This window comes from Mameliella sp. AT18, assembly GCF_028807275.1.
GTDB classification, from domain to species: Bacteria; Pseudomonadota; Alphaproteobacteria; order Rhodobacterales; family Rhodobacteraceae; genus Antarctobacter; species Antarctobacter albus.
In genome coordinates this window covers 1-26477 of sequence record NZ_JARAMO010000171.1, presented here as the reverse complement: position 1 = coordinate 26477, position 26477 = coordinate 1, and the positions used below count along the sequence as shown (strand labels likewise).

The window sequence follows — 26477 nt, the reverse complement described above, 5'->3', positions numbered from 1 at the left end:
TAGCCGAACATGATGCCCTGGTCGCCGGCACCTTCCTCGCCCTTCTCGCCCTCGTCGACGCCCTGCGCAATGTCGGCGGACTGGGCGTGCAGGCGGCAGACGATCTCGGCATTGCGCCAGGAAAATCCGGTCTGGTCGTAGCCGATGTCGCGGATTGCATCGCGGGCAATCTGCTCGACATCCTTGAGCACGGCTTCCGGTCCGCGCACTTCGCCGGCGATGGTCACGTGATCGGTGGTTGCCAGCGTCTCGCAGGCCACGCGGGACTGCGGATCGGCGGCCAGGTAGGCATCCAGGATGGCATCCGAAATCCGGTCGCACACCTTGTCTGGATGCCCTTCGGACACCGATTCACTGGTAAACAGCCAAGTCTTGTCGCTCATCTCGTTCCTTTCTCCACTACGGTGGGATTGGGTCGGTATTGGCAAGTGGTCTTGCGGGGGTCAGGCGATCTTGCGATCCGCCGATGACTTGTCGGGCCGATAAGCCAGGCTGGGGGCCAGCCAGGATTCGACCTCGGCGATCTCCATTCCCTTGCGCGCGGCATAATCCGAGACCTGATCGGGTCCGATCCGGCCGATCCCGAAATAGCGCGCCTCGGGGTGCGAGAAGTAGAAGCCCGAAACCGCGGAGGCGGGCCACATCGCGCAGGAGTCCGTCAGTTCGAGACCGGTATGCGCAGGCGCATCCAGCAGGTCGAAAAGCGTGCGCTTCTCGGTGTGGTCGGGACAGGCGGGATAGCCGGGCGCCGGGCGGATGCCGCGATACTGCTCGCGGATCAGCCCCGTGTTGTCGAGTTCCTCGCCCGGAGCATAGCCCCAGAGGCTGCGGCGCACGCGGGCGTGCAACGCCTCGGCAAAGGCCTCGGCCAGCCGGTCGCCCAGGGCCTGCACCATGATCGAGTCGTAATCGTTGCCCTCGGCTTTCAGCCGGTCGGCGATATGATGCACCTCCGGTCCGGTGGTGACGGCGAACCCGCCGACCCAGTCCGCCGTGCCCTCGGGGGCGACGAAATCGGCCAAGCACATTTGCGCGGTGTCGCGGGTCTTGTTGCGCTGCTGGCGCAGCTGCGGCATCCGCGCGCGCAGCTTGCCGCGCGTCTCGTCCGTCCAGACCAGGATATCGTCCCCCCGGCTGTTGGCGGGCCAGAGACCGACCACGCCACGCGGGTTGAACCAACCTTCGCTCTCGATCCGGTCCAGCATCTTTTGCGCGTTGTCGTACAGTTCGCGCGCCGTCTCGCCCCGGTCGGGGTCGTCGAGGATGGCAGGGAAGTTGCCCCGCATTTCCCAGGTGGCAAAGAATGGCGTCCAGTCGATGAAGTCACGCAGGGCGGCAACCTCCGTATCGTCGATCACCGTCAGGCCGGGCGTCTGCGGCGCGGGGGGCGTGTAGCTGTCCCAGCCGCCGTCAAAGGCATTCGCCCGCGCCTGCATCAGCGGGGAGGTGGGCCGGTCGCCGCCACGGCTATCGCCCGCACGCATTTGTTCCTGCTCCGCGGCGATCTCGGACAGGTAGACCGGCCGGGCCGTTTTCGACAGCAACTTGGACACCACGCCCACGGCCTTGGAGGCATCGTCGACATGGATCACACCATGTTCATATTCCGGCGCGATCTTGAGCGCGGTGTGCTTCTTGGAGGTGGTCGCGCCCCCGATCAACAGTGGCAGGTCCAGCCCCTGCCGCTTCATCTCTGCCGCCACCTCGACCATGCGGTCGAGCGACGGGGTGATGAGGCCGGACAGGCCGATGATATCGGCCTTTTCCTCCTTGGCCTTTGCGATGATGTCCTCGGTCGGGACCATCACGCCCATGTCCACCACGTCGTAGTTGTTGCATTGCAAGACAACGCCGACGATGTTCTTGCCGATGTCGTGAACGTCGCCCTTCACTGTGGCCATCAGCACCTTGCCCTTGGCCGAAGTGTCGCCCTGCTGGCGCTTTTCCTCTTCCATGAAGGGCAGCAGATGGGCGACGGCGGTTTTCATGACGCGGGCGGATTTAACCACCTGCGGCAGGAACATCTTGCCGGCGCCGAACAGGTCGCCGACCACATTCATGCCGTCCATTAACGGGCCTTCGATCACATGCAGCGGCTTCTCGGCGCGCAGGCGGCATTCCTCGGTGTCCTCGACCACGAAATCGGTGATCCCGTGGACGAGCGCGTGTTCCAGCCGTTTTTCGACCGGGGCCTCGCGCCATTTAGGGTCTTCCTTTTTCGACGCCTCGCCGGTGCCCTTGTACTTGTCGGCAATGTCCAGCAGGCGCTCGGTCGCGTCGTCGCGGCGGTTGAACAGCACGTCCTCGACGCGTTCGCGCAGTTCCTCGGGAATATCGTCGTAGACGGTGATCTGGCCCGCGTTGACGATGGCCATGTTCATGCCCAGCGGGATCGCGTGGTACAGGAAGGCCGAGTGCATGGCCTCGCGCACGGCATTGTTGCCGCGAAAGCTGAACGACACGTTCGACAGCCCGCCCGAGACATGGGTGTCCGGCATATCCGCCTTGATCAGCTTGATCGCCTCGAAAAACGCGTTGGCGTAATCGTTGTGTTCCTCGATGCCCGTCGCGACGGCAAAGATGTTGGGGTCAAAGATGATGTCCCAGGGCTGGAAGTCCGCCTTCTCGACCAGCAGGTCGTAGGACCGGCGGCAGATCTCGTACTTGTGCTGCGCGGTCTCGGCCTGGCCGTTCTCGTCGAAGGCCATGACCACCACGGCGGCGCCGTAACGACGGATGGTGCGGGCCTGTTCCAGGAAGGCCGCTTCGCCCTCCTTGAGCGAGATGGAGTTGACCACCGCGCGGCCCTGCACACATTTCAAACCCGCCTCGATCACCTCGAACTTGGAACTGTCGAGCATCACCGGCACCCGGCTGATATCGGGCTCCGAAGCGATCAGGTTGAGGAAGGTGACCATAGCCTTTTCCGAGTCGAGCAGGCCCTCGTCCATGTTCACATCAATGATCTGGGCGCCGTTCTCGACCTGGCTGCGCGCCACATCGAGCGCAGTGGCAAAGTCACCCTCCATGATCAGCTTCTTGAATTTGGCCGAGCCTGTGACGTTCGTGCGCTCACCGATATTGATGAAATTGGCAACACCGCTCATGCTGCATCCTCCGTGCTGGTACCGGGGGCCTCGAACATCTCCAGCCCCGACAGACGCATCCGCCGCACCGTTGCAGGGACCGCCCGCGGCGACTTGCCCGCGACGGCATCGGCAATGGCGCGGATATGGTCGGGCGTCGTGCCGCAGCAGCCGCCGACGATGTTCACCAGCCCCGCATCGGCCCATTCGCCCAGATGGGCGGCGGTTTCCTCGGGGGTTTCGTCATAGCCGCCCATCTCGTTGGGCAGGCCCGCGTTGGGATAGGCGCTGATGCGAGTGTCCGCGACGTCCGACAGCGTACGCACATGCTGACGCATCTCGCCCGCGCCGAGGGCACAGTTCAGCCCCACCGAGAAGGGGCGCGCATGGCTCATGGAGACCCAAAAGGCCTCGGGCGTCTGTCCCGTCAGTGTGCGCCCGGAGCGGTCGGTGATGGTGCCAGAGATCATCAGCGGCGGCACGTCCAGCCCTTCGTCCTTGAGGCAGTCGATGGCAAAGAGCGCGGCCTTGGCGTTGAGCGTGTCGAAAATCGTCTCGACCAGCAGCACATCGACCCCCGCCTTGACCAGGGCGCGCGCGGCCTCGACATAGGCCTTTGCCAGATCGTCGAAGGTGACGGCGCGATAGCCCGGATCGTTCACATCCGGGCTGAGGCTGGCGGTCTGGTTGGTCGGGCCGATGCCCCCGGCAACCCAGCGCGGGCGATCCGGCGACGACATGGCCTCGGCCGCCTCGCGGGCAAGCCGCACGCTTTCGGCGTTCATCTCGGTGACAAGGCCTTCCATGCCGTAATCGGCCTGGCTGATCGCATTGGCGCCGAAGGTGTTGGTGCAGAGGATGTCCGCGCCCGCCTCGAGAAAGGCGGTGTGAATGTCGCGGATCATCTCGGGCTGGGTCAGGCTTAGCAATTCGCTGTTGCCGCCCACGTCGCTTGTCCAGTCGGCAAAGCGCGTGCCGCGATAGACGTCCTCGCCGGGTTTGTGCTGCTGGATCATGGTGCCCATTGCCCCGTCCAGCACAAGGATGCGTCGGGCCGCATGAGCCGTGATATCGGTCTCGGTCATCTGGTCTCTCCTCAGGCGGCGCTCTCGGCCGCGGGTCCGGTGGTCAGTCCCAGCGCGCGACAGACCGCCAGGCTGATTTCCGGTCGGTTCAGCGTGTAGAAATGGAATTCGGTAATCCCCGCCTCCATCAGCAGGCGGCATTGTTCCGTGGCAACACTGGTCGCGATCATGGCGCGGGTTGCCGGGTCATCGTCCAACCCGTCGAACATCTGAGCCAGCCAGTCCGGTACCGAGGCGCCGCACATGGCCGAGAACCGTTTGAGTCCCGCGAAATTCGCCACCGGCATGATTCCCGGCACAATCGGCGCGGTGATGCCCGCAGCGCGGGCCCGGTCGACGAACCGCAAGATGACCTCGGTGTCAAAGGTGTACTGCGTGATCGCCCGGGCCGCGCCCGCATCCAGCTTGCGCTTGAGGTGATCCAGATCGGCGGCGGCGCTTGCGGCTTCGGGGTGGACTTCCGGGTAGGCCGCGACCGAGATGTCGAAATCCGCCACCCGGCGCAGCCCCGCCACCAGTTCTGCCGCGTCGCAGTAGCCGTCCGGGGCAAGGCTCTGCCCCTCGGGCAGATCACCGCGCAGAGCCACGATACGCGTGATGCCCTTGTCGTGCAGCCCCCGGGCCAGCCGGTCGACCTCGTCACGGCTGGCCCCCACGCATGTCAGGTGATGGACCACTGGGCGCCCGGTTCGGTCCCCGACCATATCGACCACGCGGGCGGTGCGGTCGCGGGTGCTGCCGCCCGCGCCGTAGGTCACCGAGAAATAGGCTGGATCGGCGTTGGCCATTTGATCGACGGCGCGCGCCAGCGCCGTTTCACCGGCATCGGTCTTTGGCGGGAAAAGCTCGAAGGACACACAGGCGGTGGGATCGGGATAGGTCCCGGTCATGCAGAACTCTCCAATGATGGGGGCGAATTGGTGAAGCAGAGGCCGGGGCGCGTGGCGGCACCCCGGCACATCACATCACGCCGGCTTGCGGAAGTGCTGGATGCCCCAGGCGAGGTGACCATCATCGGCGGCCTTCACCCAGTTCTCCAATCCAACGGCCATCTTGTCGAGATACTCTGCCGAGGCCCCGGCCTCGCGCAGTTTCTCGTAGTTGGCCAACAGTTCCTCGCGAACACGGAAATAATGCGTCCGCAGATCGCTGACGGCCTCCTCCTGTTCCACGGTCTCGAAGCCGAGTGCCTCTGCCGCCTCGCGGTAGAACCGAGGCGATCCCAGGTCGTTGAGTTGCAGACGGTCGTAAACGGGCTGCAACACTGCGGGGTCGGCATCGTCAGCTTGCATCGGATCGGTGAAGATCAGGTGCCCGCCCGGCTTGAGCACGCGCCAAGCCTCGGCCAGGACCTTGGCGCGCTGATCGGAATGCAGGAAGGCATCCTGGCTCCAGGCCACGTCGCAGCTGGCATCCCCCTCCGGCACGTCCTCGAAGACGCCGTGGCGGACCGAGATCTTGTCGGACAGCTTGGCGGCCCGGATCTTGCCCAGGTTGTATTCGTTCTGCGTCTCGGACAGGTTCAGGCAGACCGCCTCGCAGCCGGTCTTGCGGACAAGCGTGCGCATGGCACCGCCATAGCCCGCGCCCATGTCGAGAACCCGGGCCGAGGCATCTAGCGGTGGCAGCCGGTCGATCATCGACTCGATGGTGCGGTCCGAAGCGGTGCGGATGTCGGGCGTTGCGGCATAGCGGCCGATATGCAGGTCCTCTCCCCCCCAAATCGTGGAATAGAACGTGTCCGCGTCATCGCTGTCGTAGTAGTTCTCGGTGATGTCGCGGATGTCTTGCTTGCCGTCATCCGTGCCGGTGCCCCAGCGCACCAGGTGCATCGCCGATTTCTCGGCCACGTGGATGAAGAAATCCGGATCGTCCTCGGCATAGGTTTCCTGGAAATCGCCATAGGTGCGCACCCGCTCGAACCCGGCCTCCGACAGAAGACGGCGCATGTAGTTCTTGCGGATGGGACACATGTTGAGCGTGTATTCCGACCCGTCGGGGAAGGAATAGCGCATTCGGCACAGGCCCTCGTCCACGTGGTCGGGTTCGGCCGTCACCTGATCGCCGCAGTAGTAGTACTTGTGCTTGGTCGTATAGCCCCGGTCAAGCATGGCGTCATAGTTGCGCTGGTCGAGGATGAGAAGCCCGTCATGTTTTAGCGCGGCGTAGAATTCGGCCAGAGCACGGCGGCGCTCGGATTCCTTGTGCAGGTGCGTGAAGGAATTGCCCAAGCAGACGATCGCGTCGTACTTGCCGTTGATGTCACGGTTGAGCCAGCGCCAGTCGGCCTGCGCGGTTTTGAGGATCAGCCCGCGGCTGCGTCCGTTTTCGAAGGCCTTGGCCACCATCGAGGCCGCCCCATCAGAGGCAGTCACGTCAAAGCCTGCTTCGGTCAGCCTGACCGAATGAAAGCCGGTGCCACAGGCGACATCGAGCACGGTTTCCTTGCCGCGCGCCCGCAGGATGTCGATGAAGAACTGCCCCTCGCTCTCGGCACGGCCAGCCCAGTCGATCAACTCGTCCCACTTGTCGACAAAGGTCCTGACGTATTCCTTGCGGTAATGGTCGGTCTCGCGATCGGCCAGCGGATCGTCGCTGTAGACCTGGTCCGTCATGGTCAGTTCAGCGTTTTCGGCCATCGTATCGCTCATGTCTGTCTCCGTTCCAAACTGTCACGGCACCGGCGAGACGCATGCCCACCGGTCGCGCAATATCCCTGCGCAAGCCTCGAAAGGCTGCACTGATTTCTTTGCCTTCATCGGTATTCGCCCCGGCCAGCTTGATCGCGCCGCGGGAGGCAATGTGGTCAGGTGCAGGTTCTGCGCGGGTCGGCGCCGAGCAGGTAGTTGGCTCGGCCCGACGCAAGGCGTCAGAGTGCTGCCCGAATTGCACCGTGAACGTCACGGACAAATTGCGACCATTCAACCCCCAATTGCGACATTTTTTCTAATGCCCTGATATAATTTGAGAAAAGCAGGTTCTTCCGGCCTCGCACCTGCAGCATGACTCGCCGACAAGGCATCCATAAGTATGTGGTAGTTGGGAGGTTTGACCTTGATCGTCGGAACAGTGGCACCGGAACCGCCTGGCCGACACCTTTGATGAAAAGCACGCAATTCAGTCGAGATCGGACCTCCTTCGACACGGCGAACCGTGCGCCGCAGCGCAGAATACCCATCGAAGACCTGCAAGCGAACCGCTCGGAACGGGCCCCGCAGCTTTCTGCGGGCGGCCATGCGGATCTTCGTTCGTTGATTCCGTCGGGCGATCTCCCGTTCTTCCTGGCAATGCCGAAGACGGCCCGAGGAAATCGGTTCGCCCATGTCGCACCCTGTCCCGATTGGCGTTCACGCCGTGACCGGCAAATAGCGAATCGTCAAAGCCTTCGACCCAACTGGCAAGGCGCAAGTCACCGGGCGGACACTTTGGCAAACACCTGCCAGCCCCAAGGTTCTGGTTGGACGCCGTGTGGAAACCCTGTAAGAGGGCTGGCGCGACAATCAGAGAAATGAAAACGATTCAATTGGCGTCTCGGATAACTACGGGCTCCGCTGGGACGGGGAAACCACCGGCACTCGTTCTTCGGGGCGTTTCGGTACGCCTCGGCGGACCGGCGATCCTGCACGACATCTCCTTTGACATCAGAGAGCGCCGCATCGGAATTGTCGGGCGCAACGGCTCTGGCAAGACCACGCTGGCGCGTGTGATCGCCGGGCTGCTGGCGCCCGATGGCGGCACCGCGGAAATCGACGGCACCGACATGGCGAAAGACCGCAAGGCGGCGCTGCGCACCGTCGGAATCCTGTTCCAGAACCCCGACCACCAGATCATATTTCCCACCGTCGAGGAGGAAATTTCCTTTGGCCTGGTGCAAATGGGGCGCAAGCGCGACGCGGCCGCGCAGGAGACCCGCGAAATCCTGCAACGGTTCGGCAAGTCCCACTGGGCGGGCGCGGCAACCCATGCCCTGTCACAGGGGCAGAAACAGCTTGTCTGCCTGATGGCGGTCCTTGCGATGCGCCCCGCCGTGATCGTGTTGGACGAACCCTATTCCGGTCTCGACATTCCAACACGTCTGCAACTCATGCGATTTGTCGACGAGGTCGAGGCCAGCGTGATCCAGATCACCCATGATCCCGACAGTGTTCGGCACTTTGAACGCGTGATCTGGGTGGATCGCGGCCGGATCCGTGAGGACGGCGAGGCTGCTGGCGTGTTGGCCGAATTCGAAGGCCAGATGCGCAACTGGGGGGAGCAGGATGATCTCTCTGACCTCTCCGGTTGAAACCTGGGCCCACCGCGTTCCCGCAGGGGTGAAACTGGCGGCCCTGTCGCTGGCAACCGCGGGACTGTTCGCGCTACAATCTCCCGTGGCCCTGGCGTTGGCGCTGGCCGGGGTGGCCGGTCTGGTGCTGACCGGCGGGCTGACCTTTGCCCGCGCGGCGGCGCGTGCGCTGAAAATCCTGCTTCCCTTCCTGTTGCTCATCGCGGTCTGGCACGGTGTGACCGGCCAGATCGAGGCAGGAATGGCGGTGGCCCTGCGCCTGCTTTCGGCCCTGGCTCTGGCGAATTTCGTCACGATGACGACGCGGCTCAGCGACATGGTGGCGGTCGCGGCATTGCTGCTGAGCCCGTTCCGGCGTCTTGGCCTGTCGACCCGTGCGCTGGAACTCTCGGTGGCGCTGGTCGTGCGCTTTACCCCGTCGATCGCGCGCAAGGGAGGGCTGCTGGCCGAAGCCTGGCGCGCCCGCTCGGCCCGGCGCACCGGATGGCAGATCGTCATGCCGTTGGCGGCAACGGCGCTGGATGATGCCGAACATGTCGCCGAGGCGCTGCGCGCCCGCGGCGGCCTCGAAACCACGCAACCCACGGACTAAGGAAACCAAATGGAACGCAATCTTGCCCTGATCGCCCTTTTTGCCGCGCTGATCGCTGCATTGGGCATGGTCCCGAAATTCACGCTGGCCTTCGGCGTGCCGATCACAGCCCAAAGCATGGGCGTGATGCTTTGCGGCACCGTGTTGGGGGCCCGCCGCGGCGCGCTGGCGGTCCTGCTGTTACTGGCACTGGTGGCGCTTGGTCTGCCGCTGCTGGCCGGTGGACGCGGGGGCCTCGGCGCCTTTGCGACGCCCTCGGTCGGCTTTCTGATCGGCTTTCCCGTGGCCGCCTTCGTTACCGGCCTGATCGTCGAGCGTTGGCGCGCCAGTCTTGCGGCGGTCGCCGCCGTGGCGTCGATCGTGGGCGGTGTCTTCGTCCTGTACGCATTCGGTGTGGTCGGCATGTCCGTGATGCTCGACAAGTCGATCCCGCAATCGGCGCTGCTGGTCACCGCCTTCATTCCGGGTGACGTCATCAAGGCAATCCTGGCCGGGTTGATCACCGCCGGTCTGGCCAAGTCGCGCCCGTCGAGCGTGCTGTCTCGCGGATGACAGGCGCAGGGGGGCAGCACCTGCTGTCGGGGCGGCGCTCGGTCCGGGGCTTCCTGCCCGACCCGGTGCCGCGTCAGGATGTCGAGCGCATCCTGACCGTCGCCCGGACCGCCCCCAGCGGGGCCAACCTGCAGCCAGGCCGGTTTCATGCACTGACCGGCGGACCGCTTGCGGATCTCTCGCAGGCGCTGGTGGCGGCCGCGGAAAGCGGTCGCCCGCCGGTGGCCGAATATTCCTACTTTCCGCAACCGATGCCGCCAGACCTCAAGGCGAAACAACGGGCGGCGGGTTATGCGCTCTATTCCGCGCTGGGGATCGGACGGCGGGACATCGCCGCGCGCAAGGCGCAGTTCAACGAAAACTACCGCTTCTTTTCCGCCCCTGTCGGGATTGTCGTGACCATCCGTCCGGACATGGGCAAGGGCTGTTTCATGGACCTTGGCATGTCCATGATGGCACTGATGATCGCGGCCTCTGACCTGGGCTATGCCACTTGCGGCATCGGGGCCTTGGCCAATCATGCGGATATCGCCCATGCCCAGCTTGGCCTGGGCGAGGAGGAGATGGTCGTTTGCGGCATGGCGCTGGGACGCGCGGACCCGGAGGCGCCGGTAAACGGCGTGCGGACAGAGCGTGACGCGCTGTCTGTCTTTGCGACGCTGCGCGGTTTCAGCTGACCGACATCAGGACCGCCGTGCCCAGGCCGCCCGCTGCCGCGATTGTGGCCAGCCCGGTGCCGCCCCGCTGCCGGAGTTCATGGAAAAGCCGCACCGCATTGATCGCGCCCGAGGCCCCCACCGGATGCCCGCGCGCCAGCCCGCCACCGCCGGGGTTCACGTTGCTCGGGTCCAGCCCGGCGCCATTGACGCAGGCGATGGCCTGCACGGCGTAGGCCTCCATCACTTCGGCAACCGAGAGCGCCCCGGCGTCCATGTCTGCCCGCTCCAGAACCTTGCGGATCGCCGCAACCGGGGCAAGGCCGGGACGGTCCACGCGCCCGCCCAGCGTCACGCCCCCGCGATAGGCAAACCCGGTATCGGGTAACTCGGCGGCGACCCTCTCGGACACCAGCAGGCAGAATGCCGCGCCATCCGCCGCCACGGCGGCATTGGCGGCTGTGATCGTTCCGCACAGGCGCGGAGCACGGGCGGCCAACCGGGGCGTCAGGGCGCGTGTGAAGGCATCCGTGTGCAACCCGCCAAGAGGGACGACCTCAGGCGTCATGTCGGCGGCCAAGGCCTTGCGGTGGCTGTCGATAGCCCAGGCATCCTGCGCCGCGCGGGAAATGCCCAGTTCGGCAGACAGCGCCTCGGCGGCATCGTCCATCTCCGGATCGCGCTCTGGCCAGGGCGTGAAGGGAGGACGGTCATAGGCCATAGGCGGACCGCCCTCCGGGTCGGTCCGCAGGCGCAGGGGCCGTCTGGAATAGGATTCCACGCCGCCCGCCGCCACGACCTCCGCCTGCCCCGAGGCGATCAGCGCGGCGCCAATCACCAGCGCGTCAAGCCCGCCGCAACATTGCCGGTCCAGCGTCAGCCCCGCCACCTGGTCCGGCAGGCCCGCGGCCAGCGCCACCATGCGGGCCGGGTTACCCCCGGCCCCGAGCGCGTTGCCCAAGATCACTTCATCGACCTGACATGCCTCCAGCCCCGCCGCCTCGATCACCCGGCGCAACACCGGCGCGCCCAGTTCGTGGAGCTGAAGCCCTGACAGCGCCCCGCCGCGCGGCGCCACCGGAGTGCGCAGGGCAGAGACGATACGGACACCGCTCATGCCTGACGCTCCAGCGCCTGGGCGATCCTCGCAAGGTCAGGCTTGCCGGAAAGCGTCAGAGGGAAATCGGCAATCGCCTGCACACGACGGGGTGCGGCGAGTGGACCGAAGACCGCACGACACCGGGCCAACAGCGCATCGCAAAGCCCTGCCTCTACCGGCCCGTCGATGACCGCGACAAGATGCGTGCCGCGGCGTGGGTCAGACCGGGGAACCACTGCACATTGTGTCACCGCCGGATCGCTTAGCAGAAAGGCCTCGATATCCTCGGGAAAGACGTTCTGGTCGGCGATGGTGACCATCCGGTTGCGGCGCCCGGCAACGGTCAGGTGGCCCTCCTTGTCGAGCTGCCCCAATTCACCGACCGTGACGAAACCATCCCTTTCGCGTGTTTCTGCACTGTCACCTTCGGCATAGCCATCAAAAAGGTAAGGGCTGCGCACCCAGATCTCGCCTATGGCCCCCTCCTTGGCGTCGATCCTTATCTCGACACCCGGGTAGGCGCGGCCAACGCTGCCCTCCGGGCCACTGCCATCGCCCCAAGCGATGAAACTGGTCTCGGCGGCGCCATAGAACTCACGCAGGACTGCCTTGGGACACAATGCGGCGATCCGAAGCCGCAATTCGGGCGTCAGCCGCCCGCCACCACAAAGCACTTGGCGCAGGCTCGGCAGCACGGCCCCTGTTTCGCACAGAAGGCGCAACTGGGTTGGCGTGGCGTAGAGGATTGTCGCCTGTGCCGCCTTCACGCCCTGCGCCTGTTGGCGCGGCCTCAGACCAGCGAAGGAATGCAGGTCGGCGCCAAGATGCGCCCCTTCGACCAGGGCATAGAGCGCAAGGGAATGGGCCGGGACCCCCAGGACGGCGTAGCGATCCTCGCTGCCAAGGCTCAGGTGGTTGCGGTTGACCTCGAAACTGGCAATCCAGGAGGCATGGCTACGCCGGATGGTCTTCGCCGCTCCGGTCGTTCCGCCAGAGCGGCTGTGGAAATACCCCGCGCGTTCTTTGGAAAGGCGGCTGACCCCGCCTGGTCCGACAGAAAACGCGCGCCCGGTGCGGATGGCTGCGCGCAGGGCAACAAGATCCTGCGCCCCGGCCCTGTCCGAACCCTCGCCCTCTCCGACCTGCTGCCCATGCACATGCAAACGGGCCTCCGGTGGCCAGCGAAACAGCGCAGTGCTCATGGTTCCGGACCCGGTCGCAGCAGTGCCGTGGCCTATTTCCGTCATGGAACATCCTCGTCAAGGTCATGGAGTGGTAGCCCACCACGGCCCTCGACGAAACAGGCAGATAACACCCCGCGTTTTCGTCAGACGCGAACAGGGCACGCCGGACTCTTCCCGTGTTTGACTTGGCGTGGCGGGGTTGTTACCCAAAGTCCAACCGTTGGGGTGCCTCCAAGAGGCTGAGAGGCGTGAACGCGCTAACCCATCGAACCTGATCCGGGCAATACCGGCGTAGGGAACGGTCTACAGTCCACAGACGTTTTCCATGCGCGGTGCCCTTTTGTCTGAAGGAGCAGCCGTTGGCGCATATCGCATTGACCATCGCCGGATCCGACAGTGGCGGAGGCGCGGGCATACAGGCCGATCTCAAGTCCATGTCGGCGCTTGGCGTCTACGGCGCCAGTGTCATCACCGCGGTCACCGCCCAGAACACCCGTGCCGTCACCGCGGTTCATTCAATACCGCTCGACGTGATCGAGGCGCAGATCGAGGCGGTGCTGTCGGATCTGGACATCCGGGCGATGCCCAGTTGGCGCCCGATGCGGTGGGCGCATTGCGGCAGAACTTGATGCCGCACGCCACCGCCCTCACCCCTGGCCTGCCCGAGGCGGCGGCGCTGCTGGACGGCCCGGTGGCGCGCACGCGCGAGGACATGAGAGAACAGGGCATGGCGCTCTGCGGCATGGGGACGCGATCGATGCTGACGACATCCACCGAACCCCGCCACAGGACGCGCAACACCTACGGCACCGGCTGCACGCTTTCGTCGGCCATTGCCGCCGGGCTTGCGCTTGGGCTGCCGCTCGAACTGGCGACCGAAACGGCGCACAGCTTCGTGCAACAGGCGATTGCGGCAGCGGACGGGCTGCAGGTCGGCTCCGGGCATGGCTCACTGCACCATTTTCACGCGGTCTGGGAATGATGCCGGTGTTCTCGGTCATCGGCGCCGGTGTGGCGGGGCTTTCCGTTGCCAGCGAACTGGCCGCGCGCGGTGCCGATGTGCAGGTCTTTGATCCTGCCGGGCCGCCCGGTCCGCACCACTGTTCCTGGTGGGCGGGGGGCATGTTGGCGCCCTGGTGCGAATATGAAAACGCCGAAGAGCCAGTGCTGAGGCTGGGCCAACAGGCGATTGTCTGGTGGCAACAACGCACCACTGTCCAGCAACGCGGCACGCTGGTCGTGGCGGGGCGGCGTGACTTGCCCGACCTGCGCCGCTTTGCCCGACGCACCGAAGGGTTCCGAGAGGTCGGGACCGACTTCGCGGAACTGGAACCGGACCTGCCCGGCGTTGCGCAGGGGCTATTCTTTGAAGGCGAGGCGCATCTGGATCCGCGCCGGGCGTTGAGTGATCTTTACACCAGCCTGAAAGGGCAGAAGGTCAGGTTCGTTCAGGACAAGGCGCCGGCGGCGCTGGACAACGTGATTGATTGCCGGGGCCTCGCCGCGCGCGACGCTCTGCCCGACCTGCGTGGCGTCAGGGGCGAGATGCTGGTGATCCGCTGCCCCGAGGTGACGCTCACGCGCCCGATCCGTCTGCTGCATCCGCGCATCCCGCTGTATATCGTGCCGCGCGGCGATGGCGTCTACATGCTGGGCGCCACGATGATCGAGAGCGAGGACCGGCGCCGGATCACGGTCCGCTCGATGCTGGAACTGCTCAGCGCGGCCTACGCGCTGAACCCCGCCTTCGGCGAGGCCGAGGTGCTCGAAACCGGCGTCGATTTGCGCCCGGCCTTTCCGGACAACCTGCCCCGGATCCGGCGGCTCGGCGGCAGGATCTTTGCCAATGGCCTTTATCGTCACGGCTACCTGCTTGCGCCCGCGTTGGCGCGCGGGGTGGCCGATCTTGCCCTGCACAACACCCATTCGGAGTTTGTCGATGAAGATCGTGATTAACGGCGAGTCTTGCGAAGTCGTCGCCGGGACACTTGCCGACCTGCTGAAAGAACGCGCCCTTGCCGGGCGGGTGGCGACGGCGGTGAACGAAACATTCGTGCCCGCGGCACAGCGCCCGGCCTGCAAACTGCAAGAGGGCGACCGGGTCGAAATCCTCGCACCGATGCAGGGGGGATGACGATGAAACGCTTTTACGGCACCGAATTGCCCAACCCGCTGATGCTGGGCACCGCGCAATACCCCAGTCCTACCATCCTGGAAGAGGCCTTCCGGGCCAGCGGCGCGGCGGTGGCGACGGTTTCGCTGCGCCGCGAGGGCGCCGGGGGTGCGGGTGACACCTTCTGGAAGATGATCGAGGATCTGGGCGTGCTGGTCCTGCCCAACACGGCGGGCTGCCACACGGTCAAGGAGGCGGTCACCACCGCGCATATGGCGCGCGAAGTCTTTGGCACGCGCTGGATCAAGCTGGAACTGATTGGCCACACGGACAGCCTGCAACCCGACGTGTTCCAGCTTGTCGAGGCGGCGAGGATCCTCACCGGGGACGGTTTCCAGGTCTTTCCCTACACCACCGAGGATCTGATCGTCGCCGAACGCCTGTTGACGGCGGGCTGCGAGGTGCTGATGCCCTGGGGCGCGCCGATCGGTTCAGGGCGCGGGCTGAACAATCCCTACGCGCTACGCGCCATGCGCGCGGAATTTCCCGATGTGCCGCTGGTGGTCGATGCAGGCATCGGCCTGCCCAGTCACGCCGCGCAGGCGATGGAACTGGGTTTTGACGCGGTGCTGCTGAACACCGCCGTCGCACGGGCGGGCGATCCCGTGCTCATGGCGCGCGCGATGATGGGCGCGGTCGAGGCGGGCCGCCTCGCCTACGGCGCCGATCCGATCGACGCCCGCGACATGGCCGAAGCCTCGACCCCGGTGATCGGAAAGGCCTTTCTGGCATGACCCTCGACCGTTTTTACCCGATCTTCGACCATTCCGACTGGCTGCGGCGGATGCTGCCGCTGGGGGTCCGGTTGGTGCAACTGCGTATCAAGGACCAGCCGCGAGACGCCGTTCGCGCGCAGATCGAGGTCTCGCGCGATCTCTGCCGCAAACATGGCGCGGTGCTGGTCGTCAACGACCACTGGCAAGAGGCCATCGCGCTGGGCTGTGACTGGGTGCACCTGGGGCAGGAGGATCTGGACAACGCGGACCTGGCGGCGATCCGGAAGGCCGGGCTGAAACTGGGTGTTTCGACACATGACGATGACGAGTTGGAGCGCGTGATAGGCATGGCCCCGGACTACGTGGCGCTTGGCCCTGTCTATCCCACGATCCTGAAAAAGATGAAGTGGCATCAGCAGGGCCTGCCCCGCGTCACCGACTGGAAGGCCCGAATCGGGGCGACGCCGCTTGTCGCCATCGGCGGCATGTCGGTCGAGCGCGCAAGTGGCGTGTTCGAGGCAGGGGCGGACATTGTCTCTGCCGTCACCGACATCACGTTGAACGCCGATCCCGAAGCGCGGGTGCGGCAGTGGATCGGGGCCACGCGATGAGCCGCTACGCCCGCCAGACCATCCTGCCAGAGGTCGGTGATGTCGGCCAACGACGCTTTGGTGCGGCCCGGGTGCTTGTCATCGGCGCCGGAGGGCTGGGCGCGCCCGTCCTGCCGCTGCTGGCCGGGGCCGGTGTTGGACGGATCACCATCGTCGACGGCGACGTCGTCAGCCTCTCCAACCTGCACCGGCAGACCCTGTTCACCGAGGCCGATTGCGACCGTCCCAAGGCGCAGGTGGCGGCCGAACGCTGCCGCGCGATCAACCCCGGCATCACCGTCGAGGCCCTGCCACAACGGCTGACCCCCGCCAATGCGCCTGCATTGGTCGGTGAGGCCGACCTCGTGCTCGATTGCGCGGACAGCTACGCGGTCAGCTACCTGCTGAGCGATCTGTGCCTGGCCTCCGGACTGCCCTTGATCAGCGCCTCGGCCCTTGGGTTCGGCGGCTATGTCGGGGGTTTCTGCGGGGACGCGCCCTCCTTGCGGGCCCTGTTTCCCGAAGCGCCCGACAGCGGTGCAAGCTGCGCAACCGCCGGGGTGCTGGGCCCCGTGGTCGGCGCCATTGGCGCGATACAGGCGCAGATGGCACTGAACGTTCTGCTGGGCCTGTCGCCTTCGCCACTTGGGCTGATGGTGACCTATGACGGCCTTGGCCTGCGCTCATCAAGTTTTCGTTTTGACGGTACGGCAGAACCGGCGGGCGGTTTTCGTTTCGTCGCCGCCTCGCAGCTGAGCGCCACAGATCACATCGTCGACCTGCGTGCCGATGGCCCGCTTTTGCACCCTCAGGCGATGCGCGGCGCCGCCGCCGACATCATCACACAACCGCCCCGCCCTGCCACCCGCCTTGCGCTGTGCTGTGCCACCGGCCTGCGGGCCTGGCGCGCGGCGGAACAGATTTCCCTAACATGGCCCGGCGAGATCGTTCTCGTCGCGGCCTCCGCCTCGTGAAACATTGGAGGACCAGCACCTGCATCTTGTTGAGTTTCGGGATCGCCTTGAAGTCGAAGCTGTCCACGCTCTTCTTGGCGGGGACTTTGCAGCCTTGATCCGGCGATTGCAGACCCTGTCGCTGCCGACGAAGATCGTATCCACCGCGGTCTTCGCGTCCGTCGCCGGTGAGCTCGAACCAATGGTGCCGCACCGGCAACTCCTTGGACAAATGGCGGACAATTCCCGCTGTCTCAGATGCCCCGGATGCAGGCTCCACCGAAGAAGGCGAACGCCTTGTCGTGTGCGTCAAACACCATCCCCTGCCCGGCAGGGCATTCCGCAAGAATGTCCCGAGAGGGTCCTGAGTCTCACGCGGGTAGGCACGCACGAATAGCATCCGGCTGTGGCAGAGGCGGACGTGCGCCACCTTCACCGTGGTCGTCGCGCCATCGATCACCACGATCTGTTCGTCGGGGAAACGCGCCACTGGCGCCTTTCCTGATCCTCCTTACCTCCAGTCGAACTGTTAAGCCACTCCCGGATCAAAGCTCAGCGGCACAAAGGCGGCGGCAGATGCCTCCTCTTCCTCCTTGGATCAGGAGGCCGCGTATCGCCGGACCGCATCATAACCGCCATCATATCCTCGGGCCCGGAGTTCCTCGAAGATGCGGATGCGGGTCAATCACTCGCGCTTGGGCTTCCGCGCATTCACCGCCAACATCTCGTCGAGCAAATCTTTCCAGGGCCCGATCGTCGCCAACGGCAGAATGGTCCGCTCATAGGTGAGCTCCGTCGCACCGGACCGGATCACCTTGCGCACCGTGTTCCGCGACACCCGCAGCTCACGGCAGATCTGCTTGATCGACTTCTTGTCCTGAAAACGCCCGCCGCATCTTCGCTATCGTCTCCACGACCAACCTCCCACACAAAACTACCCGATGACCTCGGAGGCATCATCCACATCAGTGTAAGGGAGGGTCATTCTTGGATGCCGATTACCCCGCTACGGGGGCGAAATTGCACGCTGGCTCACAAAGACATCAAGTCCGCGAACATGAAGAAGGCGCTAATTGGATCGGAACAAAGGCGAAACACGGAAACCGCGCCGATCCAGGCGATAAACTGACCCAAAGGTGAGGCAAAGTCAGATGGTTGCAAATTCTATGGCGATCCCTGAAGGACTCGAACCCTCAACCTGCTGATTAGAAGTCAGCTGCTCTATCCAGTTGAGCTAAGGGACCGCTGCGCCCGGTTTTGCAGACTTTCCCCGGGCAGGGCAAGCATTCACAACGCCCGGCACATGAAAACGCTCAAAGGGTCCAGCCGATAGTCGCCGAACGGCGGGCACGGCGCGAAGCCCTGCGACAGGTACAGCGCGCGCGCCGCATCGAACGCGGGCTCTGTCCCGGTTTCGAGGCAGGCCCCCCCGGCACCCGCCGCACGGGCCATGTCCAGCATCCCTGACAGCAGAACATGACCCAGTCCGCGCCCGCGCGCGGCTGCGGCCACATGCATGCTCTTGAGCTCCACGACCGGGCCGCGGCCTGCCAGGGACATGGGTGCCGCACTTTCGGCCACCGTCTTGAGCGCGCCGACCGCCAGGATCGTTCCCTCCTCCTCCTCGGACAAGGCAAAGACCCTGGCACCTTCGGCTTGCAAGGCCTCACCCGTCATCACATGACAGCTTTCCTCGGGGCTTTGAGCGCGCATCAGCACATGATGCGCCACCAGGAGCGCCTCGACCTGCGGAGAGAGGCCGGCAACCTCGGCGAGTTTCGGGGACGTCGGACTGGACAAGGGAACCTCGGGCTGTGTCGGGACAATCGGGACCGGCGGGTATGAAAAGACACCTGAACACGGTTTCGCCGCAGCCTAGGCGCAGGCGCCACAAAGCGAAAGCCCTTCGAGACGGTGGGGCCTCTCAGGCTTAATCGCCCGTTAGGTCTTTGCCGAATAAGCTGACCGAAACAGGATCGGATATCGCCACCGTGTCGCTTGATGCCGCCCACGCCCTGACCGAAGATCACGACCTTGCTGCCGACAGCGGGACATTTACGGGCTTGTCGATGTCGGCGGACGGTACCTGGCCATCGACGCCCTGAAAATCCGCGAAGCCGTACCTTTTCCCGACAGCATCAGCCCTCTTGCCGTCAACCTTCCCGGCCTTCTGGGGGCGATGATCCTGCGCGAAGACACCATGCCACTGGTCGATTGCGCCGCCCTCCTGGGCTTGTCGACAGAGGTGCCATTGTCGGAACGGGTGGTGATCATCGTGATCGACGCCGACCGCAAGCGGCTGTTGGGCCTCGTGGTGAATGCGCTACAGGGCATGATTTCACAGGACCGCTCCCGGTGCGCGGAAATGGGCATCGTCGGTCATGGACCCATGCTGGCCGGGGCGCAAAGCTTTGTCCGTGACGGGGCCGTTGTCAGCATCCTCGATCCCCCGCTGCTGTTCGACCAGCCCAGCCTGCCCTTCGCCGTTCAACAGGATTGCTCCCGTGCCCGGCACGAGACGGGGGCCAGCGGGCAATCGGGCTACCTGCTCTGTGGCTATCAGGACTTTGGCCAGGCCTTTCCGCTGAGCGACATTCACGCGACCATCCCGATGGTTCCGCTGCAGGACAGCCCGCTGGCGCATGGCCCCTGCGACGGGGTGATCCACCATCACGGGACCGACATACCGATCCTCGACAGCCTGCAACTCTTTGGTCTCGGCGGCAACTTCTCACGTCCGGAAAGCTCGGCGTCTGTCGCCCTGCGCGCGCCCGGCGGCGGCCTTGTCGCGTTCGAGATCGACCGTTTTTTCGACATCGTGCACCCTCGGACAGAGGACCTGCTTGATGTGCCCCGGGTCATCTCGGGACGCAGCGACCTGTTTTCGGGAATACACATGGACGAGACTGGCAAGCATTACCTCGTCATCGACGGCCCACGCCTCTTGCGTGAGGAGGTCGTCGTGCAATTGGCCAGCACTACGGTCAACGACACGCCGGACACGCCGTATGACGCCGCCCCGGATACGGCGGGCCTGTTGCGCCCTACCTGCTATGCCGCTCGGCGGGGAACCAGATCGGCTGTCACCTGACCGACATCGTCGAGATCCTGCGCCTTCCCGGCGATCTCTTGCGCGGAGAGGCGCGCCACGACGGCTACCTGGGAACGCTCAGCCATCGCGCCCAGGTCATCCCGGTCTTTTCCATCGCCAGCCTGCTGGGAACGACGACGAGGATCGAGGAAGGCATTGCCTGCGTCCTGCTCTTTCGCGAGGGGCGGCAATTGTTCGGCGCCGTAGTCGACGCTCTTGAAGAGGTGGCGCGCTGCCAGCCCTTCGGCCCGCCAGAGGAAAAGATGCTGCGCCGCCCCGAAACGGGCGCCTTTGTCCCGCTCTTCGATCTGCAAACGGAAATAGCAATCACCGCGCTGGACACGGGGATCGCGCTGCCCTGAGCCGCCGCGCCCGGGCCGAATAGCGTCTCAGGATACCTCTGCCACCGCGCGTTCCGCCATGCACAAGACAGCCTCGCGCGTGGACGCCACGGCAATGAACCGCGCGTTGTGGCAGAACCGGGCGCCCGCAACGCCACAAGCCGCTTCCAGAGCCGCGTCGGTCAGACCGGCCCAGGCCTCGGGCAGGTCGGCACGGCTTTCGAAGGTGTCCCCGCTTTTTCGGATCGTGGTCAGCGCCCAGTCATTGTCGCGCGGATGGATGACGAACAAGAGATGATCCGCGCCGGATTTCTCGATTGCCGCGCGAAAGGGCATGCCCATCGGCAGCTCGAGGATGCGAGAAGTCCCCGCGCTTTCGATGGCGGCGAGGACGATGGCCTGGGCACGCCGCTTGGCGGCCTTGCCTCGGACGGCCGCCTCGACAAAGGTCCGCGCCACATCGAGTGCCCGGAGAAAGGCCCGATCATCCAGGTCCGGACCACGCTCATCGAAGGTAGGCTTCAGGGTTTCCAGCAGGACCGGCAAAGTCATTCCCGCCAGCGGCCCCGCCACCGAAGGTTCCAGCGCACCGTTGTCCATCAGGTCGATCGGTAGGACAAAGCTCTGGTCGAACGCACGGTGGAGGCTCTCGACATCGGCCTCCGGCACTTCGAGTGCCCGTAGGTAGTCATGACCGAAATGCTTCCAGATCAGCCCGAAAGAGCTATAGGGCTGGCCGTCCTCGCGCAGCGGATTCGGCCTCTGGTGGTGGTCGAAGATGCCTTTGGCCGGATCATAGGCGCGGCCCACATCGTAAACGATCCTGTCCGCCCCCGGTGAGATCCATTCTGGATCACGTGACCGGATCAGCTTGGCCGCCGGAAAGAGGCGGGTCAGAACGACCGAGGACAAAAGCTCATCCGCGTGGAATCCGCCGGAATGGGTGACAAGATGCGTGATGCTCAATTCCACGACCTCCGGTCGGGTGGGAAACGAAAGGGGCGACCGTTCGGGCCGCCCGCTGTATCGTCACATCGCCATTTCGGACCAGCGTTCCCCGAGGTTCGCAGCATGCGGTATTTCACGGCCCCACGCGCGCCTGGTAAACCGCTTCAATGGGTCCAGGCAGATCGCCGGTCGACGGCGAAATTTTCGGCGTAGCCACGCGGACGGATGTTGGGTTTGCGCTTCTTCGGTTCGAACACCTGGGCGTCGATGCCATGTTCGCGGGCATAGGCCACCGCCGCGTCCTTGCTGTCAAAGCGCAGGCGCACCTGGGACTGCGTATCCTGGGACGAGGTCCAGCCCATCAGCGGATCGACGGACCGGGGAGAATCCGGCGCAAAGTCAAGAACCCAGGTCCGGGTCTTGGCCTGGCCCGAGGACATGGCCGTCTTGGCCGGCTGATAAATGCGTGCCCGCATGGCGCACCTCCTGTCGTTCGACATCTTTCTGCGTGATATGCGGTGATGACACAAGGTCTGCAAGCGCGCCCATTGTCACATTTTTCCGGGATGGGACAAGCAGGCAATGACCTGGACAGGGACGCGGGGAGCGAGGGGTGGATGGGTGCGGACCCGACCGAACCAAAAGCTCTGCTTGCCATACGAAAAGGTACATTTCGACTGCCCGTTAACGCAATGCTGATCTTTGACCATTGGGCACCGGGAACGGCCCGCAAGGACGGCGCAGCGGGGCAAAACGTTGAAACCATTGCGGCCTTGCCGTCGCTGACACCCTTGAAATTTCCGTGATCCCGGCACCTCACAGGCGTCAGGACAGCAGCCAGTCGACGAGTTCCTCGAGATCGTAGGACACCATCAGGTTGTCCTGATCCTCGAAATTATAGCCACTGGCGGTGCCTTGGAACATCCGGAGGGTTCCGAAACCGGTCTCGCTGTCCACCAGATAACCCCGGCGCACACCGGACCTCTCGGGGAAGCGGGGCATGATGAAGGCGTGGGACCGGAATTCCGATCCCGAGTAATGCGAGAAATCATGCCCCCGGAAATCCCAGAGCGTGGGCAAGCCTGGACCAAAGCGCGGATCCTCGACAAGGCAATTCATGGCCTCGGCCACCTCGTCGCGGTTCATGTAGCCGGTCGGTTGCCCGCGCAACAGCCTCCGGCCATCGCCGAACCGCCAGACCATCAGGATCACCGATCCTTCGGCCCCGGCGACCTCGACGGTGGCCTCTGTCCTGCAGTCGGGCAACCCACCCATATCCGGTTCCCTTTTTCACGCACCCGGCCCCTCGGAGGTGGCCCGCCCTTCCATCTGAGAATAGACAACTCTCCCAAGGGTTGAAAGAACTTCCCTCCGACCCGGCGCGCCTTACCCCGCATCCGCCGGACTTGTTGCAGCCGGCACGTGGATTCGCAAGAGACTGGAACGGCTTGATTTTCCGAAACGCCGCACCTTTGATCGGCATCCTTGGCGCATCCCGCGCCGCCTGTTTGCGCCATCGTGGCACCCGCCCTGTCACGGGCAAAGCGGACCGTGACACCGATCCTGTTCCGGTCCTCCCCTTGCCGCCCCCTGCCCGGCACGACATATTCCGCAGGGAACGGAGCCTCCCCATGCATAACAATTCCCCCGAACAGATGCCCGCGCTGCTGCATGCGCCCGCCCCCGATGTCCGCGAGCGAGAAAAGCTCGAAGGGGGCAAGCGGTTCGTCATGCAGACCGAGTTCGCCCCGGCCGGCGACCAGCCCACCGCGATCGCCGAGCTTTCTGGCGGCGTAAATGCCGGTGAGCGTGACCAGGTCCTGCTGGGCGCCACCGGCACGGGCAAGACCTTCACGATGGCCAAGGTCATCGAGGAAACCCAGCGACCCGCGATCATCCTTGCCCCGAACAAGACGTTGGCCGCGCAATTGTACGGCGAATTCAAGGGCTTCTTCCCCGACAACGCGGTGGAATACTTCGTCAGTTACTACGACTACTACCAGCCAGAGGCCTACGTCCCGCGCAGCGACACCTATATCGAGAAGGAATCGCAGATCAACGAACAGATCGACCGGATGCGCCACTCGGCCACCCGGGCGCTTCTGGAACGGGATGACGTGATCATCGTGGCCTCGGTCTCTTGTATTTACGGTATCGGTTCGGTCGAAACCTATGGCGCCATGACGCAGGACCTGCATTCGGGCCGCGAATACGAGATGCGCAAGGTCATGGCCGACCTTGTCGCCCAGCAATACCGCCGCAACGACCAGGCCTTCCAGCGCGGCTCTTTCCGCGTGCGGGGCGATTCCCTCGAAATCTGGCCCGCCCACCTCGAGGACCGGGCCTGGAAACTGTCCTTTTTCGGGGAAGAGCTGGAAAACATCACCGAGTTCGACCCGCTGACAGGCACGAAGACGGATACCTTCGACCGCATCCGCATCTACGCCAACAGCCACTACGTCACGCCGCGCCCGACGATGAACCAAGCCATCATCGGCATCAAGAAAGAGCTGCGCCAGCGGCTGGATCAACTTGTCGGCGAAGGCAAGCTGCTGGAGGCGCAACGGCTGGAACAGCGCACCAATTTCGACCTGGAAATGCTGGAGGCGACCGGCGTCTGCAACGGGATCGAGAACTATTCAAGATACCTGACGGGCCGCGCGCCGGGCGAACCGCCTCCCACGCTGTTCGAATTCATCCCCGACAATGCCATCGTCTTCGCCGACGAATCCCACGTCTCCGTCCCCCAGATCGGCGGCATGTACCGGGGCGACTACCGGCGCAAGTTCACACTGGCCGAACACGGTTTCCGCCTGCCCTCCTGCATGGACAACCGCCCGCTGAAGTTCGAGGAATGGGACGCCATGCGGCCGCAATCGGTCTTTGTCTCGGCCACCCCCGCAGCATGGGAGATGGAGCAGACCGGCGGCGTCTTCACTGAACAGGTCATCCGCCCCACCGGCCTGCTCGACCCGCAGGTCGAGATCCGCCCGGTCGAGATGCAGGTGGACGACCTCCTCGACGAGGTGCGCCGCGTCACTGCCGCAGGCTACCGCACGCTGGCCACCACTCTGACCAAGCGCATGGCCGAGGACCTGACCGAATACATGCATGAACAGGGCATCAAGGTCCGCTACATGCACTCGGACATCGACACGATCGAACGGATCGAGATCCTGCGGGACCTGCGTCTTGGCGCCTTCGACGTGCTGGTGGGCATCAACCTGCTGCGCGAGGGGCTGGACATTCCCGAATGCGGGCTGGTCGCGATCCTCGATGCGGACAAGGAGGGGTTCCTGCGTTCCGAAACCTCGCTGATCCAGACCATCGGGCGCGCAGCCCGGAACGCCGATGGCCGCGTCATCATGTACGCCGACCGCATCACCGGCAGCATGGAACGCGCCCTGGCCGAGACCAACCGCCGCCGCGAGAAACAGATCGCCTACAATGAGGAACACGGGATCACCCCCGCGACGGTCAAGAAGAACGTCGAGGACATTCTGGCCGGTCTCTACCAAGGCGACGTGGACATGAACCGCGTGACCGCCACCATCGACCCGGCCCGTCAGGGCGCCAACCTTCAAGCGGTGCTGGACGGTCTGCGCACCGACATGCGCAAGGCCGCCGAGAACCTGGAGTTCGAGGAGGCCGCGCGGCTGCGGGACGAGATCAAGCGGCTGGAGGCGGTCGATCTGGCCGTCCACGACGACCCGCTGGCGCGTCAGCAGGCGGTGGAGAAGGCGTCAGAGGCGGCGGTCAAGAGCAAGGGCCGGTCCACGGCTGGGAAGCCAGGGCAGCGTGGGGGGAATGTGAAGAGGCGGAAACGCTAAATTGCGCGGTTTGAAACGTATTGACGAGCGTGAGTATGCTCACGTGTTCGATACATTAGGATTCCCTTTTTCCGCTTCAACAAGACCCTACCAAAGGGCGCTTGATAATTTTGAGACGACCGAAAACATCTACTCCAAAGAATGTTGACCTTGACGTCGGCATTGAGAGTCTTTCATGCTGCTGAAAGGTGTTGAGAAATACACATCGCGCCTAGGCAGCACCTTAGGCTTTGCGTTTCCGGCTCATGCGGTCTGGGATATTCAAGCGTCAACGCGCGCGACGAACCTTAACTCAATCCATCAAGACAGCGCAGTTTCTAGTTCCGTCCAACGTAGAGCCGAAAATTAGCAGTGGTCACATTATGTCTGAATCCTTTGAAAAATTCAAAAAAGATCTAACTGCAGCGTCACCCGCACCATATTGTGAGACGTTGGAGTACAAGAAGTTTATGGATGTCTTTTTTTTGGCAGCAATGGCAGTGACAGTTGCCGTTTCGTATTCTCTATACGTCACTCCCATACCTCGCACGCCTGGGGCTGAGGATCTTGTTTTGCGACTCCTTCCTGCGCTGGAATCAAGAGTGAGTTTTCTTGGTTTGGTGGATGAAAAATCCAAAATATCGTATTTGGCGACCGTTCTTTCCTGCCTTTTTATCTGCCCGATTCTTTTTCTCCTCCAGGGCATCGCATATTGGAAGACAGTTATTTCCAAGGGAGTGTGCGTTCGTGTTTCAAAAATGAGCGCCGTCCTGGTTGGTATCGGTACGGTGTGGATAATTTTTCTTATATATGGCGGGTTCATTTTTGTTCCCCATTCATTCCATCCCGGAAGACCGGGGATGTCTGGCGTGCTTTTTTGGCCGGTGTTTCCTTTGCTTGGGGGAAGTTCTGCTGCCCTCGTTGCGAATTTTTTCTTTGCGAACTTCGTTTGGGCTCTGAAGGCCATTTTCCAACCTGGTGAAGGTTAGTGGGGGAGCAGGCGTAGGACGTGCGCAAACACGCATCCTACGCTTGCCCCCCCACAAGACCCCGTCCCGAGCCCGCACAGGGACCTCATGACCACCAACAAAAAAACGCGGCCCCGACCGGGACCGCGCCACATCACACCAAAGCCAATAAGCTTCAGACGAGTTCCAGGTTCACTGCGCTCTCGCGGCCGTCACGGCCGGATTCGAGGTCGTAGGTCACTTTCTGGTTGTCGGCGAGGCCGGTCAGGCCCGAACGCTCGACTGCAGAGATGTGCACGAACACGTCCTTGCCGCCTGCATCCGGCTGAATGAAGCCGAAGCCTTTGGT

At 64.1% G+C, this 26477-nt stretch carries 25 protein-coding genes, 1 tRNA gene, 3 pseudogenes and 1 riboswitch; of the genes and pseudogenes, 14 read left to right on the top strand and 15 right to left on the bottom strand.

What is annotated here, in order from left to right; all coding sequences use genetic code 11:
• The 5 genes from PVW46_RS15240 to PVW46_RS15225 form a co-directional block, all read right to left on the bottom strand.
• The coding region (locus tag PVW46_RS15240) for an S-adenosylmethionine synthetase N-terminal domain-containing protein (RefSeq protein WP_274576471.1) at positions 1–383 on the bottom strand (383 nt) is incomplete at its 3' end.
• A gap of 60 nt (positions 384–443) precedes the next feature.
• Positions 444–3107, bottom strand: a complete 2664-nt coding sequence (gene metH, locus PVW46_RS15235) for a methionine synthase (protein WP_443137044.1) — start codon at positions 3105–3107, stop codon at positions 444–446.
• Positions 3104–4171, bottom strand: a complete 1068-nt coding sequence (locus PVW46_RS28780) for a homocysteine S-methyltransferase family protein (RefSeq protein WP_443137043.1) — start codon at positions 4169–4171, stop codon at positions 3104–3106. The genes metH and PVW46_RS28780 overlap by 4 nt, the downstream gene beginning before the upstream one ends.
• An 11-nt stretch (positions 4172–4182) precedes the next feature.
• Positions 4183–5061, bottom strand: a complete 879-nt coding sequence (gene metF / locus PVW46_RS15230) for a methylenetetrahydrofolate reductase [NAD(P)H] (RefSeq protein ID WP_069208192.1) — start codon at positions 5059–5061, stop codon at positions 4183–4185.
• Positions 5062–5136: 75 nt separating this feature from the next.
• On the bottom strand, positions 5137–6822 hold the full coding sequence (locus tag PVW46_RS15225; protein WP_069208193.1) for a glycine/sarcosine N-methyltransferase: 1686 nt from the start codon (positions 6820–6822) through the stop codon (positions 5137–5139).
• An 857-nt stretch (positions 6823–7679) separates the two neighbouring features.
• On the opposite strand from PVW46_RS15225, the gene PVW46_RS15220 reads away from it, so the two are divergent.
• From PVW46_RS15220 to PVW46_RS15205, 4 genes are read left to right on the top strand one after another with little or no spacing between them, the layout of a single operon-like run.
• Complete coding sequence (locus PVW46_RS15220) at positions 7680–8456, top strand: energy-coupling factor ABC transporter ATP-binding protein (RefSeq protein ID WP_274576468.1); 777 nt, start codon at positions 7680–7682, stop codon at positions 8454–8456.
• Positions 8431–9048, top strand: coding sequence for an energy-coupling factor transporter transmembrane component T family protein (locus PVW46_RS15215; RefSeq protein ID WP_069208195.1), 618 nt, complete (start codon positions 8431–8433; stop codon positions 9046–9048). Before PVW46_RS15220 ends, PVW46_RS15215 begins: the two co-directional genes overlap by 26 nt.
• A 9-nt stretch (positions 9049–9057) precedes the next feature.
• Complete coding sequence (locus tag PVW46_RS15210; RefSeq protein WP_069208196.1) at positions 9058–9600, top strand: biotin transporter BioY; 543 nt, start codon at positions 9058–9060, stop codon at positions 9598–9600.
• Positions 9597–10277, top strand: coding sequence for a nitroreductase (locus PVW46_RS15205; protein ID WP_069208197.1), 681 nt, complete (start codon positions 9597–9599; stop codon positions 10275–10277). Before PVW46_RS15210 ends, PVW46_RS15205 begins: the two co-directional genes overlap by 4 nt.
• Here the strand turns inward: PVW46_RS15205 and PVW46_RS15200 are convergent.
• Together PVW46_RS15200 and PVW46_RS15195 are read right to left on the bottom strand one after the other, a co-directional pair.
• The gene (locus tag PVW46_RS15200; protein ID WP_069208198.1) at positions 10270–11373 is read right to left on the bottom strand and encodes a thiolase family protein; all 1104 of its coding nucleotides are present in this window, start codon (positions 11371–11373) and stop codon (positions 10270–10272) included. The two genes, PVW46_RS15205 and PVW46_RS15200, sit on opposite strands and share 8 nt — an antisense overlap.
• Positions 11370–12557, bottom strand: a complete 1188-nt coding sequence (locus tag PVW46_RS15195) for an AMP-binding protein (RefSeq protein ID WP_069208199.1) — start codon at positions 12555–12557, stop codon at positions 11370–11372. Before PVW46_RS15195 ends, PVW46_RS15200 begins: the two co-directional genes overlap by 4 nt.
• A 193-nt stretch (positions 12558–12750) precedes the next feature.
• Positions 12751–12854: riboswitch (TPP riboswitch) on the top strand.
• A 44-nt stretch (positions 12855–12898) separates the two neighbouring features.
• On the opposite strand from PVW46_RS15195, the pseudogene thiD reads away from it, so the two are divergent.
• The 6 genes and pseudogenes from thiD (at position 12899) to PVW46_RS15165 (ending at position 16992) form a co-directional block, all read left to right on the top strand.
• Positions 12899–13521: pseudogene (gene thiD, locus PVW46_RS15190) on the top strand (bifunctional hydroxymethylpyrimidine kinase/phosphomethylpyrimidine kinase).
• The gene (locus tag PVW46_RS15185) at positions 13521–14495 is read left to right on the top strand and encodes an FAD-dependent oxidoreductase (protein WP_069208266.1); all 975 of its coding nucleotides are present in this window, start codon (positions 13521–13523) and stop codon (positions 14493–14495) included. Before thiD ends, PVW46_RS15185 begins: the two are co-directional and overlap by 1 nt.
• A complete protein-coding gene (gene thiS, locus PVW46_RS15180) occupies positions 14479–14673 on the top strand; it encodes a sulfur carrier protein ThiS (protein ID WP_069208200.1) in 195 nt (64 codons plus the stop codon). The genes PVW46_RS15185 and thiS overlap by 17 nt, the downstream gene beginning before the upstream one ends.
• A 2-nt stretch (positions 14674–14675) precedes the next feature.
• Positions 14676–15446, top strand: a complete 771-nt coding sequence (locus PVW46_RS15175; RefSeq protein ID WP_069208201.1) for a thiazole synthase — start codon at positions 14676–14678, stop codon at positions 15444–15446.
• A complete protein-coding gene (locus PVW46_RS15170; RefSeq protein WP_069208202.1) occupies positions 15443–16039 on the top strand; it encodes a thiamine phosphate synthase in 597 nt (198 codons plus the stop codon). The genes PVW46_RS15175 and PVW46_RS15170 overlap by 4 nt, the downstream gene beginning before the upstream one ends.
• On the top strand, positions 16036–16992 hold the full coding sequence (locus PVW46_RS15165) for a HesA/MoeB/ThiF family protein (protein ID WP_069208203.1): 957 nt from the start codon (positions 16036–16038) through the stop codon (positions 16990–16992). The genes PVW46_RS15170 and PVW46_RS15165 overlap by 4 nt, the downstream gene beginning before the upstream one ends.
• Positions 16993–16999: 7 nt before the next feature.
• Here PVW46_RS15165 and PVW46_RS28775 read toward each other — a convergent pair.
• The 4 genes and pseudogenes from PVW46_RS28775 to PVW46_RS15150 form a co-directional block, all read right to left on the bottom strand.
• Positions 17000–17109, bottom strand: a pseudogene (locus PVW46_RS28775) (ATP-binding protein); the annotation flags it as partial.
• Between the two features lie 117 nt (positions 17110–17226).
• Positions 17227–17867 (bottom strand): annotated as a pseudogene (locus PVW46_RS15160) (IS21 family transposase); the annotation flags it as partial.
• Between the two features lie 271 nt (positions 17868–18138).
• Positions 18139–18215 (bottom strand) — tRNA-Arg (locus tag PVW46_RS15155).
• Between the two features lie 43 nt (positions 18216–18258).
• Entirely contained in the window at positions 18259–18771 is a 513-nt protein-coding gene (locus tag PVW46_RS15150) for a GNAT family N-acetyltransferase (protein WP_069208204.1), read from the bottom strand.
• A gap of 253 nt (positions 18772–19024) precedes the next feature.
• On the opposite strand from PVW46_RS15150, the gene PVW46_RS15145 reads away from it, so the two are divergent.
• Both PVW46_RS15145 and PVW46_RS15140 read left to right on the top strand, forming a co-directional pair.
• Positions 19025–20062 carry a chemotaxis protein CheW gene (locus tag PVW46_RS15145; RefSeq protein ID WP_274576475.1) on the top strand — a complete coding sequence of 346 codons (1038 nt, stop codon included), beginning with the start codon at positions 19025–19027 and terminating at the stop codon, positions 20060–20062.
• Complete coding sequence (locus PVW46_RS15140) at positions 20020–20424, top strand: chemotaxis protein CheW (RefSeq protein WP_083242167.1); 405 nt, start codon at positions 20020–20022, stop codon at positions 20422–20424. The genes PVW46_RS15145 and PVW46_RS15140 overlap by 43 nt, the downstream gene beginning before the upstream one ends.
• A gap of 27 nt (positions 20425–20451) precedes the next feature.
• Here PVW46_RS15140 and PVW46_RS15135 read toward each other — a convergent pair whose 3' ends face one another.
• The 3 genes from PVW46_RS15135 to PVW46_RS15125 all read right to left on the bottom strand — a co-directional run bounded on the left by PVW46_RS15135 (position 20452) and on the right by PVW46_RS15125 (position 22626).
• Entirely contained in the window at positions 20452–21369 is a 918-nt protein-coding gene (locus tag PVW46_RS15135) for an MYG1 family protein (RefSeq protein ID WP_069208207.1), read from the bottom strand.
• Between the two features lie 146 nt (positions 21370–21515).
• Positions 21516–21827, bottom strand: a complete 312-nt coding sequence (locus PVW46_RS15130) for an ETC complex I subunit (RefSeq protein WP_043141209.1) — start codon at positions 21825–21827, stop codon at positions 21516–21518.
• 349 nt (positions 21828–22176) lie between these two features.
• Positions 22177–22626 (bottom strand): hypothetical protein, encoded by a 450-nt coding sequence (locus tag PVW46_RS15125; RefSeq protein WP_069208208.1) that lies wholly within the window; start codon positions 22624–22626, stop codon positions 22177–22179.
• Between the two features lie 356 nt (positions 22627–22982).
• On the opposite strand from PVW46_RS15125, the gene uvrB reads away from it, so the two are divergent.
• Together uvrB and PVW46_RS15115 are read left to right on the top strand one after the other, a co-directional pair.
• Positions 22983–25181 (top strand): excinuclease ABC subunit UvrB, encoded by a 2199-nt coding sequence (gene uvrB / locus PVW46_RS15120; RefSeq protein ID WP_069208209.1) that lies wholly within the window; start codon positions 22983–22985, stop codon positions 25179–25181.
• 362 nt (positions 25182–25543) lie between these two features.
• The gene (locus PVW46_RS15115; RefSeq protein ID WP_139132228.1) at positions 25544–26149 is read left to right on the top strand and encodes a hypothetical protein; all 606 of its coding nucleotides are present in this window, start codon (positions 25544–25546) and stop codon (positions 26147–26149) included.
• Between the two features lie 154 nt (positions 26150–26303).
• Here PVW46_RS15115 and PVW46_RS15110 read toward each other — a convergent pair.
• Positions 26304–26477, bottom strand: a 174-nt coding sequence (locus tag PVW46_RS15110; RefSeq protein WP_274576473.1) for a cold-shock protein, incomplete at its 5' end; no start/stop codon positions are given.